Source organism: Nocardioides caldifontis (genome assembly GCF_008087345.1).
GTDB classification, from domain to species: domain Bacteria; phylum Actinomycetota; class Actinomycetes; order Propionibacteriales; family Nocardioidaceae; genus Marmoricola_A; species Marmoricola_A caldifontis.
On the sequence record NZ_VHIB01000001.1, the window covers coordinates 287,939 to 299,837 of the forward strand.

The 11,899-nt window shown below is 67.9% G+C and carries 9 protein-coding genes; 1 reads left to right on the forward strand and 8 read right to left on the reverse strand.

The window, feature by feature from the left end; genetic code table 11:
* Positions 1 to 31: 31 nt before the first annotated feature.
* Both FIP57_RS09520 and FIP57_RS09525 read right to left on the reverse strand, forming a co-directional pair.
* A complete protein-coding gene (locus tag FIP57_RS09520; RefSeq protein WP_148573294.1) occupies positions 32 to 1,618 on the reverse strand; it encodes an ABC transporter permease in 1,587 nt (528 codons plus the stop codon).
* The gene (locus FIP57_RS09525; protein ID WP_148573295.1) at positions 1,615 to 2,508 is read right to left on the reverse strand and encodes an ABC transporter ATP-binding protein; all 894 of its coding nucleotides are present in this window, start codon (positions 2,506 to 2,508) and stop codon (positions 1,615 to 1,617) included. The genes FIP57_RS09520 and FIP57_RS09525 overlap by 4 nt, the downstream gene beginning before the upstream one ends.
* A gap of 59 nt (positions 2,509 to 2,567) precedes the next feature.
* On the opposite strand from FIP57_RS09525, the gene FIP57_RS09530 reads away from it, so the two are divergent.
* A complete protein-coding gene (locus FIP57_RS09530; protein WP_148573296.1) occupies positions 2,568 to 3,056 on the forward strand; it encodes a GbsR/MarR family transcriptional regulator in 489 nt (162 codons plus the stop codon).
* Positions 3,057 to 3,333: 277 nt separating this feature from the next.
* On the opposite strand, the gene FIP57_RS09535 is transcribed toward FIP57_RS09530, so the two are convergent.
* The 6 genes from FIP57_RS09535 to FIP57_RS09560 all read right to left on the reverse strand — a co-directional run bounded on the left by FIP57_RS09535 (position 3,334) and on the right by FIP57_RS09560 (position 11,893).
* On the reverse strand, positions 3,334 to 4,770 hold the full coding sequence (locus FIP57_RS09535; RefSeq protein ID WP_148573297.1) for an amidohydrolase family protein: 1,437 nt from the start codon (positions 4,768 to 4,770) through the stop codon (positions 3,334 to 3,336).
* Positions 4,767 to 5,936 (reverse strand): MFS transporter, encoded by a 1,170-nt coding sequence (locus FIP57_RS09540; RefSeq protein WP_148573298.1) that lies wholly within the window; start codon positions 5,934 to 5,936, stop codon positions 4,767 to 4,769. Before FIP57_RS09540 ends, FIP57_RS09535 begins: the two co-directional genes overlap by 4 nt.
* Positions 5,937 to 6,185: 249 nt before the next feature.
* Positions 6,186 to 7,430: an Nramp family divalent metal transporter gene (locus FIP57_RS09545; protein WP_162529742.1), complete on the reverse strand. Its 1,245-nt coding sequence runs from the start codon at positions 7,428 to 7,430 to the stop codon at positions 6,186 to 6,188.
* Between the two features lie 413 nt (positions 7,431 to 7,843).
* Positions 7,844 to 9,286 (reverse strand): Re/Si-specific NAD(P)(+) transhydrogenase subunit beta, encoded by a 1,443-nt coding sequence (gene pntB, locus FIP57_RS09550; RefSeq protein WP_148573300.1) that lies wholly within the window; start codon positions 9,284 to 9,286, stop codon positions 7,844 to 7,846.
* 15 nt (positions 9,287 to 9,301) lie between these two features.
* Complete coding sequence (locus FIP57_RS09555; RefSeq protein ID WP_148573301.1) at positions 9,302 to 10,840, reverse strand: Re/Si-specific NAD(P)(+) transhydrogenase subunit alpha; 1,539 nt, start codon at positions 10,838 to 10,840, stop codon at positions 9,302 to 9,304.
* Positions 10,841 to 10,999: 159 nt separating this feature from the next.
* Positions 11,000 to 11,893 (reverse strand): dipicolinate synthase subunit DpsA, encoded by an 894-nt coding sequence (locus FIP57_RS09560; RefSeq protein WP_148573302.1) that lies wholly within the window; start codon positions 11,891 to 11,893, stop codon positions 11,000 to 11,002.
* Positions 11,894 to 11,899: the final 6 nt, after the last annotated feature.

The window sequence follows — 11,899 nt, forward strand, 5'->3', positions numbered from 1 at the left end:
GGGCGCGTGTCCGGCGTCAGCCCGGCTCGGTTCAGGTGATGTCGCGGGAGCGCAGCCCGAGGAAGCCAACGACGGTGAGCACCGCCGCCACCGACGTGACCACCGCGGCCGGTGCCGCAGTGAACGCCTCGCTCGGCACCATCGGCAGGTGCCAGAACGGCGACAGGCCGGCGACCACGTCCGGGAGCGACAGCAGCTCGCCGAGGTAGGACTGCAGGAGCGCGAACGCGAACACGCCCCAGCCGACGACCCCGCTCCAGCGCGGGAGCCAACCGAGGGCCAGGACGGTGCAGCCCGCGAGGGCGAGGATCCCGGGCGCCTGCGCCAACGCGCCGCCGAGCAGGACCCGGACGGCGCTGCCGTCGTCAGCGACCAACGCGTGCGTGATGCCGAGTCCGAGACCGGCACACAGCAGGATCAGCAGGGAGCCGGCCAGCGTGACCGCCAGGCCACCGAGCGCCCACCGGGTCCGCGACAGTCCGGTCGCGAGCACCGCCTCCGCCCGGCCGGCGTCCTCCTCGCCCTTCAGCCGGAGGACGGACGAGACGGCGAAGGCGGCGGACACGACGGCGAGGAACGACAGCACGAACGCGAAGTAGCCGTCGAGGACGCTGCCTGCCCCGCCGGCCTCGAAGACGGCCGCGAGGTCGGGGTTGTCCGCCACCATGTCGACGACCTCGCGACCGGTCGACCCGAACAGCGCAGCCGTGGCCGTGATCCCGGCGGTCCAGCCCAGCAGGAGGCCGCGCTGGGTGCGGAACGCCAGCCCCCACCCGGTGGCGAGCGACGGCCGCGCCCGGGGTCGCCCCGCACGGGCCTGGAGCAGCCCCGCGCCGAAGTCGCGGTGGGCGGCGAGCGTCACGGCCGCGCCCGCCAGGAGCGCAGCCAGGACGAGGAGCGGGACCAGCAACCACCAGCGGTCGTCGGCGTAGGGCCGCGTCCCCTGCGCCCACCCGAACGGCGACACCCAGGTGAGTGCCGTGTCCGAGACGTCGCCGAGCCCTCGGACGACGTACGCCGCACCCACGAGTCCGCCGGCGATCCCGAGCGCCCCGCGCGCCGACGGCGTCACCTGCGCCGCCACGGCCGCCACGGCGGCTCCCAGGAGCCCGAGGCACGCCAGCGACGCGCCGTGCAGCAACGAACCCTCCGCTGCCGCGCCGTTCGCCACCAGGACGGCCGCGTCGAGGAGCCCCACCAGGGCGGAGGCGACGGCCGCGACCGAGAACGCCGCGGCGGTCGCGGCGTGGCGGCCGAGGACGGTCGAGCGGAGCAGCTCGGCCCGCCCCGTCTCCTCCTCGGCACGGGTGTGGCGGACGACCAGGAAGACCGACATCAGGGCGACGGCGAGGACGGCGACCGTGCTGCTCTCGTACACGGTGATCCCGTCGAGAGAGTCGAGCGCGGCCGGACGCCCGTTCATCAGCCGGGTCGCTGCGCTCGCCTCCACGGTCGCGGCGTAGCCGGCGATCTCTTCCGGCGTCTCGTAGAGGCTGCGGATCGCGTTGGCCGACGCGGCGGTCACCGCCGTGATCCCGAGGATCCACACCGGCAACCGGATGCGGTCACGGCGCAGGACGAGCCGGACGAGGTGCACGGTGCCGGTGACTGCGCTCACGAGGTGATCTCCTCGCCGTACTGCCTCAGGAAGAGCTCCTCCAACGTCGGCGGGTGCGCGGTGAGCGCCTTGATGCCGGCGCCGCTCAGCACGCGTACGGCGTCGTCGAGGTGGGTCGAGTCGACGTCGAACGTCACCTTGCCGTCCTGGAACTCGGGCTGGTGGACACCGGGCACCTCGGCGATCGCCGGCACCGGGCGCGCCGTCTCCGCGGTGACCGTCGTGCGGGTCAGGTGGCGCAGCTCTGACAGCGTGCCGCTCTGCGCGGTCCGCCCGTTGCGGATGATGCTCACCCGGTCGCACAGCGCCTCGACCTCGGCGAGGATGTGGCTCGAGAGCAGCACCGTCGCGCCCTCGGCCTTCGCCTCGAGGACGCACTCCTGGAAGGCTGCCTCCATCAGCGGGTCGAGCCCGGACGTCGGCTCGTCGAGGAGGTAGAGCTCGACCTCGGAGGCGAACGCCGCCACGAGCGCGACCTTCTGCCGGTTGCCCTTGGAGTAGGTGCGGGCCTTCTTCCGAGGGTCGAGCTCGAAGCGGTCGAGCAGCTCCGCCCGGCGGCCCTCGTCCAGCCCGCCGCGCATGCGACCGAGCAGGTCGATGACCTCGCCGCCGGTCAGGTTTGGCCACAGGTTCACGTCGCCCGGGACGTAGGCGAGGCGGCGGTGGAGCTCGGCGGCCTGGCTCCACGGGTCCCCGTCGAGGAGCCGCACCGTCCCGGCGTCGGCCCGCAGCAGCCCCAGCAGCACCCGCATCGCCGTCGACTTGCCGGCGCCGTTCGGGCCGAGGAACCCGTGCACCTCGCCCTCGGCGACCTGCATCCGGAACCCGTCCAGCGCGCGAACCGTGCCGAACGTCTTCACCACGCCGTCGAGCAGCAGAGCCTCAGCCATACGACAGACGATACAGAACATTCAGTAGTTTGTGAATCCTCTGGAGTTACAGTTCTCCCATGACGACGCCGGAGAACCTCATGCGGGCGGTCGAGCGGTTCGGGCAGTCGCTCGAGCGGGCCGGGATGCCCCGCATGGCGTCCCGCGTGTTCGCCTACGTGCTGGCCGAGGACCGGGAGTCGTACACCGCCCGCGAGCTCGCCGAGGGGCTCCAGGTGAGCCCGGCGGCGATCTCCGGCGCGGTGGGGTACCTGGTCAACACCCGCCTGCTGGTCAAGGAGCGCGCCGTGGGACGCCGCGGTGACCTCTTCCGAACCCCCGAGGGCGACATCTGGGCCACGTTCATCAACGCGGAGGTGTCGATCATGGAGCACTTCGTCACCGCGGTGGACGAGGCCATCGCGATCCTGGACGACGACGGCCCCGGCGCCCGCCGGCTGCAGGAGACCCGGGACTTCTTCGCCTTCGTCAAGCAGGACATGGGCGCCATGGTCGACCGCTGGCAGGCCTACCGGGACCGTCGGGGCGACGGTCGCCCGGTGACGTGACATGCGGTCCGGGCTCCCCTGCCTTAACCACCACGACACCGACGAGGACGACCACCCCGCCGCCGGCTGGACGGCCAGCGGCAGCTGGTGAGGAGCACCCAGGCGAACAGCACCGCCATGAGCACCTCGTCCCGGTCCACCGACTCGCCACCCTGCACAGGGGTGGAGCATGCACTCCCCCGGGCAGCCCGTCGACCGTGACCGGGCAGCTGCCGCAGACGTCGTACCCGCAGGTGTAGCCGCGCGGACGGCGAAGCGACTCAGTTGCTGAATCTCATCAATCGTAGAGCGTCGTCGTGACGGGGACAGAGGAGTCCAAGCCGGCTCGGCGGACGATGTCGGCTGCCCGGGCTCGTGCCTCGCGGCGAAGCTCGGTCTCCTCGATCGTGTTGACACGACCGTCGACGTACAGCGGCCGACCGGCAACCCAGGTCTGCGCGATGCTGGCCGGGCTGGCCGACCACACGAGGGCTTGAAGCGGGTCGGCGAAGGGCACCCACTCGTGGTGGTCGAGGTCGAAGAGGACGAAGTCCGCGCTCTTCCCCACCTCGAGTGAGCCGATCTGGTGGTTCATGTCCAGCGCCGTGGCACCGTCTATCGTCGCCATTCGTAGAGCCTTCTTGGCACCGACCAAATCGGGATCGAGTCTCGCGTCCTTGAACATCCCGCCCGCAAGATGGATCTGTCGGTGGAGATTCAGGTTGCCCGCCGCCGAGACTCCGTCGGTGCCCAGTGCGACCGTCACGCCCGCCTCCAGCATCTCCGGGTACCGCCCGATCGCAGTCGCGCCCTTGGCCAACTTCAACGACGTCGAGGGGCAGAAGGCGACCGCGGTGCCATGTTCGGCAAGGAGAGCGACTTCCTCCTCCTTCGTGGCCACCGCGTGGGCAAGGACCAAGTTGGGCCCGAGCCCGCCGGCCTCTGCGATCCGGGTGATCGGCCACCGACCGTACTTGCGTTCACTGACATGGCTCTCCTCGATGCTCGATGCGATGTGGTACGTCGTACCCACACCGAGTTCCGCGGCAAGTTCGCGGGCACCGAGATGCAGCTCCAGGGAACAGGGCTCCTTGCCTTCGATGTTCACCCAGCATCGGATTCGGCCCTCGGCGTATCCGTCCCAGCGCCGCACGGAGTACTCGAGCGCCTCGAGGGCGACCTCGTGATTCGGAAAGAAGTGATGCTCGAGCATCTCCTGCGACCAGCCCGGGGGGATCTCGCTCGGCATCTGATCCGCGGCGTGGCGAGCGACCACTCCTCTGATTCCAAGAGTTCCGGCTGTCTGGGCGGTCAGTCCGGCGTCGTTCTGTGCACCCATGTCGAGAAAGCAGGTGGTCCCGGAGCGCAACATCTCCGCAATGCCGAGTGCGACTCCGACCTTCTCGTCCTCTTCGTTCACATGCGCGTAGAAGGGCTTGGCCCAGTGGAAGACCCAGGCGCGGGTAGACAAGACATCGGGGAACACGGCTTTGGACAGGGTCTCCGAAAGATGGACGTGAGCGTCGATGAGCCCCGGGATCATTCCAAGCCGCCGACCGTCGATCCTGCGGTCGATCGGCCGCTTGCCCACACGCGCGGTCACCTCCTCATGGCGGCCGACCTCTTCGATGCGGTCCCCGACGACGAGGACCGACGCGTTCCGAAGAACGCGGTCCTGCGCATCAACGGTGGCAACGAAGTCGAGATTCTCGATCAAGGTGACGAGCGTGTTCATGGCAGGTCCTCCCGCTGTGCTGGCGAAGGTGAGACGCGTCGACCCGGGCGAGGGTCGCGGCCGGCATAGAACGCAAGACTGGTGGCGAGAACGTAGAGAACGACTACCGTTCCCCAGGCCACCGAGTAACTGTCGGTTGCGTCGGCGATGACGCCGAAGGAGGCCGGCCCACAGGCGAATCCGACGAAGAGTCCCGTGGCGAGCACGCCGGACGCCCGACCGAGCTCATGGACGGGGGCGAAACCCACAACCGCCACCATCACCACCACATTGGCAGCAACACCGGTGAGGCCGAAGAGTACGACGGCGCACCATAGGAGCCAGGTGTGGTCAAGCCATTCGGTGAGCATGACCAGACAGATGGACACGGCACCCCCGGCGGCCACTGTGCTCAGCGGAATGCGGATATGCGCGATCGATTGGGTCCAGTGCCCCCACAGAATCCGTGCACACACCCCCGCGGCGCCGACAAGGGACACCGTCAGGCCGGCGATACCCACACGCCAGCCCAGCGCGTCGTGCGCGAAAATCGGAAGGTATGCGACCGATGCCTGAAGCCCTGCCCCGGTGAGGACGGCGTACGCCGCAAGTAGCCACACGGTGGGAGGCACGCCGCCGGAGCGGCGATCGCCTGCAGTCGAGAGCGACGAGCTCGCATGACGCGAAAGGCTGAGAGTGGCGAAAGCCGCACCGAGGGCGACGATCGGCAACGCGGCGATGAACGAGAACGACCAACCCACCAGAAGCGCCAACGGCGGCGCAGCAACGCCGGCAACGAGCTGGCTCATCTGCACGCCGGATTGCTTCAGTCCCATGACGGCGCCACGCGCGCCTGGCGATACACGCATCGCAACGATGCGGTTCGTCACCGGGTTCCCCATCGCTTGCACCAGCCCGGACAGTGCCAGCCCGATCGTCAGTGCGAGGAGCGACGGCATGATGCCGATGATCAGCAGCGCGGCCGAGCTGAGCGCGTGCAGCACAAGCACCGCCGTCAGGGGTGACACCCTATCGACCGCGCGCCCAAGGACGGCGGAAGCAAGAGCCGCGGTCAGGAAGGCGGTGCTCGAAAGCCAACCGAACTCCGTCTTGCTGAGGTCGAACTCGTCCGTGATCAGTGGACCGGTGGCGGAGCAGATGAAGACCACGATGGGACCGGAGGCCATCGCCAGGACGAGTGTGGCAGTAAGCGCGACCGGCCTCTGCGATTCCGTCAAGGTGCCACCTGGTATCGGCGGAGACCACCGCGGAGCCCCGGTGCATGCTCCGCACTCATGTCCTGTCGACGTCTGACGCGGTCCGAACGGCGCAGGGTCCGCAAAGCTCGACGTTGGGACGCTTGGTGACCGAGGTTTGATCGCGCCTCCGGCCAGATAGGCGGCCGGGCGAGAGACGCTCGACCGAGTAGGCCCGGATCACGAGATCAGCTCGATCGCGAGCTGGATTGCGCTGTACAGAATCATCAGCAGCGCCACCCCACCGATCAGGTTCTGCCACCACTTGTTGCGCAGGTCCCCCATCCGGGAACGATCGTTGGCCAGATAGAGCATGGAAATGCCGATCAGCGGAAATGCGAACAAGGTGAGGGCGTTCGCGACCAGGATCAGCTGGACCGGTGCGCCGCCGAAGATGAGGATCGCGAGAACGCCGATCGCCAGGACGGCGAGGCCGAGGATCTTCACCAGGTTGGCATTCAGCGAGTTCGCGCGACCGAGTCCATCGGCGAAGACGGTCCCTCCCGCGGCGAAGTTGCCCACCACCGACGAGAAGCCGGCCGCGAAGATGCCGATGGCGAAGATGTAGGGCGCCGCGCCCCCTACCGTCGGCGCCAACGCCTCGGCGATGTCGTCGGCAGACTCAAGCGTTCGACCGTCCAGCACGGCTGCACCAGCAATGATGATCAAGATCGTGATCACGCCCGGCAGGATGACACCGGGGATCGTGTCAACGAGGGTCGACGACCGATAGTCACGCGCCTTCGTGCCCTTCTCGCGGATGGTGTAGGTGGCGTAGAAGGCGGCGTAGATGGAAAGGTTCGTTCCGAGCAGCGCGAACACGGCGACACTGTCCCCCGGGATCGACGCGGGGACGAAGCCTCCGGCTACCTCGAGCCAGTCCGGCTTCACCATGACCGCTGTGATGGCGAACACCGCCACCATGAGCGCCATCGCCGCGATCATCAGCTTCTCGACGGCACCATAGGCGTCCCGCGCGAGCATCACCACGATCATCAGCACCGCGCAAACCACAGCCCAGACCTTGATGTTGAGGCCGAAGAGAGACACGAGTCCCAGGCTCGCGCCGACGAGGCTCCCGGTCATGAACAGACACGCGATCACGAAGACAGCGGCCCCCAAGGCAAGCCCCGTCGTTCGCCCGAACATCTCCTTGATCGTGGCGACCGACGTACTCCTCGACGCCATCCCGATGCGCACGCCCATGTCCGTGTAGGCCAGCATCAAGAGGGAGGACGCCGCGATGAGCCAGATGACCCCGAAGCCCTGCTCGGCTCCCGCGGTAGCGGCCGACACCGTGTTGCCCGGACCGAACTGCAGGGCTCCCACGATGATCGCTGGCCCGAGAACGACCAGCTTCTTCCAGCCCTTGAGAGCCGGTTCGCGACTGGCGCCATGAGAGGCAGCTTCGGTTGCTTCGCTCATTTCTGACCTCCGAAGGGAGTCCAGAGCCGGTAGGCGTCTGGAATGGACCCCGTCGCCGAGCAGGCCCGGCGGCACTGGTCTGACGACTGATATGGTCGTGATCCAGGTTCCATCTGTCAATGCCGCGCTCGTAGGCCGGCGCCGGCGAGACTCACGAGCGGCAGGCGGGACGAGCCGTTGTGGTGGTCCGTATTTGGGATCCGTGGGCGCGCTCGGTGCGGCTGGCGAGCGGCGGCTCTCGAGGCTGTGGTTGACCGTTGCGCCTGCCGCGTCATCACCGCGACGACACCAAGCGAGCCAGTCCTGCACGCTGAACATGCGTCCGGTATCGAGGTTGAGACGTCGCTTGAAAGCGTCCCGCGGCGCGTGTCCGCGCGGACCGAGGAGCGCGGAAACCGTCCGCGCAGCGGAGTTCAGCTTCTCACGGGCTCGAGGGCCTGGGCGATTTCCTCGACCATGTTCTTGGCGTCGCCGAAGAGCATGTGGGTGTTGTCCCGGTAGAAGAGGGGGTTCTGGACGCCGGCGTAGCCGGTTGCCATGGAGCGTTTGAAGACGATGACGTCGCGTGCGTTCCAGACTTCGAGGACAGGCATGCCGGCGATGGGTGAAGTGGGGTCTTCGGCGGCGGCGGGATTGACGGTGTCGTTGGCGCCGATGACGAGGACCACGTCGGTGGTGGGGAAGTCGTGGTTGATCTCGTCCATTTCGAGGACGATGTCGTAGGGGACTTTGGCTTCGGCGAGGAGGACGTTCATGTGGCCGGGGAGGCGGCCGGCGACGGGGTGGATGCCGAACCGGACATTGATGCCTTTGGCGCGTAGTCTCGCGGTGAGCTCGGCGACGGGGTATTGGGCTTGGGCGACGGCCATGCCGTAGCCGGGGGTGATGATGACTGTAGAGGCGCCTGCGAGGATCCGGGCTGCTTCCTCGGCTTGTATCTGGCGGTGCTCGCCTTCGTCTTGGCCGCCGCTGGTGGTGGTGGGAGCTTCCATGCCAAAGCCGCCGGCGATGACGGAGATGAAGGACCGGTTCATGCCTTTGCACATGATGTAGGACAGGAACGCTCCGGAGGAGCCGACCAGTGCGCCGACGATGATGAGCAGGTCGTTGCGGAGCAGAAAGCCCAGCGCGGCTGCGGCCCAGCCTGAGTAGCTGTTGAGCATGGAGACCACCACGGGCATGTCGCCGCCGCCGATGGAGGCGACTAGGTGCCAGCCCAGCACGAGGGCGAGGGCGGTGATGATGATCAGCATCCACAGCGACGGGGCGAGCACGAACCATGCAGTGAGCGCGGCGAAGGTGAGGAGCGCGCCGATGTTGAGCACGTTCTTGCCCGGCAGCATCATCGGTGAGGGCTTGATCCGTGCGGACAGCTTGAGGAACGCCACGATCGACCCGCTCAAGGTGACCGCGCCGATGAAAACGCTGATCGAGACCTCCGCGGCGTGGATGCCGAGCAGCCCGATCGCGTCCAGAGCGCGGGCGGCGGGGCCGTCGGGGTGTGCCTCGACGTGGAGGTAGCGGTTCCAGCCGACCATGACGGCGGCTGCGCCGATGAAGCTGTGCAGCAGGGCAATCAGCTCAGGCATCCCGGTCATCTCCACCACGCGGGCGCGCCACAGCCCGATCGCGGCGCCGACGGCGATGGCGGCGGCGAGCAGGACCAGTCCGGAGGCCTGGGCGCCGTCGTCGACGACCACGGCGATCGTGGCAGCCAGCGCCACCCCCATGCCGAGGATGCCGAAGGTGTTGCCGGCCTTGGCGGTATCGTGCCTGGACAGCCCGGCCAGGGCCAAGATGAACAACAGCGCTGCCACGACGTAGGCAGCGGACACGGCGGTCTGGATGGACAACATGGACCAGCTCCTCCTTCAAGACCGCGAGAACATGGCCAGCATGCGGCGGGTCACTGCGAAGCCGCCGAAGATGTTGATGCTGGCGAGCAGGACAGCCATGAACGACATCGTCGAGATCACCGCGTCGTCACTGCCGATCTGGAGCAGGGCGCCGACGATGATGATGCTCGAGATCGCATTCGTCACCGACATCAACGGCGTGTGCAGCGCGTGATGGACGTTCCCGATCACATAGAACCCGACCACCACGGCCAACGCGAGCACAACCAGGTGTCCCTGCAGCGCCGCCGGCGAGATCGCGACCAACCCGAACAACACCGCCGCCGAGACCGCCACAGCCAGCACCCGACCCTGCTCGGTCAACCTCCTCGACTCCTCTTTCGCGGCAGAGCCCGAAGTCGGGATCGGGGTCCGGGGTGCCGCTGAGACTTGCACTGCCGGCGGCGGCCACGTCGACTCACCCTCATGCACCACTGTGATCCCCCGCTGCACCACGTCGTCGAAGTCCAGCACTACCACCCCGTCCTTGCCTGGGGTGAGCAACTTGAACAGGTTGACGATGTTGGTGCCGTACAGCTGCGACGTCTGGGCCGCGAGCCGGCCCGCGAGATCGGTATACCCGAGGATGGTCACGCCGTTCTCGGTCACGACCCGCTGGTCGGTCTCGGTCAGCGCCGCGTTGCCGCCGTTGGCGGCCGCCATGTCTACGATGACCGACCCGTTGCGCATGCCGGCGATCGTCTCGGCACCGATCAGCTTCGGCGCCGGACGCCCGGGAATCAGCGCGGTGGTGATGACGATGTCAGCCGCCCGCGCCTCCTCGTCGTACATCGCGGCGGTCGCGGCCCGTTGCTCCGTGGTCATCTCCTTGGCGTAGCCGTCGGAGGACTTCTCAGCGAACAGCGACTCGTCGAGGTGCACGAACTGCGCACCCATCGACTCCACCTGCTCAGCCACCTCCGGCCGCACGTCAAAGGCGCGCACCACCGCACCCATCGCCGACGCCGCACCAATCGCGGCCAGGCCGGCAACTCCCGCGCCGACCACGAACACTCTTGCCGGCGGGACCTTCCCCGCAGCGGTCACCTGACCGGTGAACATCCGCCCGAACGCATGCGCCGCCTCGACTACCGCGCGGTAGCCGGCCACATTTGCCATCGAGGACAACACATCCATCGACTGCGCGCGCGAGATCCGCGGCACCGCATCCACCGCCAACGCCGTCACACCAGCGGCCTGCAACCGCTTCAGCAACTCCGGGCTACGCGCCGGCGCCATCATCGACACGATGATCGCGCCTCGGCACAACCGCCCGACCTCCTCCTCAGTGGGGGCATTGACCTTCACCACCACGTCAGCAGCCCACACCTCCCTCGCAGCGCCGACCCGGACACCAGCGTCAACGAACGCCGAATCCGGCTGATCAGCCGCCTCACCCGCCCCCGACTCCACGATCACGTCGTAGCCGAGATCGATCAGTTGCGTCGCAGTCTTCGCAGTCGCCGCAACCAGCGTCTCGCCCGGTTTCGATTCACGAGGAACACCGATGAGCAAGAGGGACCTCCCTATCCGATGACCAGTTCTGGACGAGTTCCGCTGCAACCTGGCGCGGTTCGAGCACGATGGCGTCAAAGATGGCCCTGCGGGACTTCCTGTCCAGAGTTCGTCACTGCGCTTCGGGCACGGGGGCCTGGCCCGCAGAGCAACCTCCACTCAGGCCTCGCGGGCCGCCTCCACTTCGGCGATCCTCCGGCTGATGCCAACCCACTGGCTGCGGCCGACCGTGACCGGCGCGCGACGACCCATGCCCCTGGCCCAGACGAAACGGTGTCCGTGCTCGGTCGCACCGCGGCCATCGATCCCGCCCGGGGGCGCCGCGAGATCGATGAGGACGCAGGGGGACGGGAGCGCTCTCAGCACCTCGCCGGCCACAAGCGGAGCCGGCACGGTCGAGAAGACCATCGCGAGTTGTGGTGCCCGGTCGATCAGCTCATCCAACGGCGCCGCCTCCGCGCCTGCGCTCATGGCGTCGGCTCGCTGTACCGGATTCCTCGCGAAGACCGTGACCCGTGCTCCTAGAAGGACCAGCGTCCGGGCGAGCAGGCGCCCGATGTTGCCGTGTCCGATCACTCCGATGGCGGCACCGTGCAGTGAGACATCCGAATGGTGAATCGCGAGCTCGAGCGCACCTTCGACGATCGACGGCCCGCGCAACAGCATCAGTTCCCGGTCGTCTTCGTACCCGATGAGTCGGATTCCCGTAGCGGCTGCCGCCGCCTCGAGCTTGGAATCGGCCCACCCCAGGATGATGTGTGCGCCGGGGTTCATCTGCGACAGCACTTCTCGGTCGGGGATGATCGGCTGGTCATGCTCTGGCGCGAAAAGCGCACCTTCCGCAGTGATACCGGGGATCGGGAAGAGGGCGTAGTCGGCAGCCCGAAGCGCCGTCATCGCGCTGTCGGCCCTGTCGACGCCTTCGATGCCGCCGTCGGGCCACGGGAAGCCGAATCCTTCCACGACCGCGCCGGTCAAGGCCGCCAGACGCGCGATTTCCTGCTCACGCTCGTCACCGCCGACGATGGCGATCTTCCGTGTGCTGAGATCCATTATCTG

What these genes read in the sequence shown, in the direction of transcription:
- FIP57_RS09525 (WP_148573295.1), bottom strand. Translation starts at nt 2,508, where the DNA reads ATGGCTGAGGCTCTGCTGCTCGACGGCGTGGTGAAGACGTTCGGCACG.
- FIP57_RS09530 (WP_148573296.1), top strand. Translation starts at nt 2,568, where the DNA reads ATGACGACGCCGGAGAACCTCATGCGGGCGGTCGAGCGGTTCGGGCAG.
- FIP57_RS09535 (WP_148573297.1), bottom strand. Translation starts at nt 4,770, where the DNA reads ATGAACACGCTCGTCACCTTGATCGAGAATCTCGACTTCGTTGCCACC.
- FIP57_RS09540 (WP_148573298.1), bottom strand. Translation starts at nt 5,936, where the DNA reads ATGGCCTCCGGTCCCATCGTGGTCTTCATCTGCTCCGCCACCGGTCCA.
- FIP57_RS09545 (WP_162529742.1), bottom strand. Translation starts at nt 7,430, where the DNA reads ATGAGCGAAGCAACCGAAGCTGCCTCTCATGGCGCCAGTCGCGAACCG.
- pntB (WP_148573300.1), bottom strand. Translation starts at nt 9,286, where the DNA reads ATGTTGTCCATCCAGACCGCCGTGTCCGCTGCCTACGTCGTGGCAGCG.
- FIP57_RS09560 (WP_148573302.1), bottom strand. Translation starts at nt 11,893, where the DNA reads ATGGATCTCAGCACACGGAAGATCGCCATCGTCGGCGGTGACGAGCGT.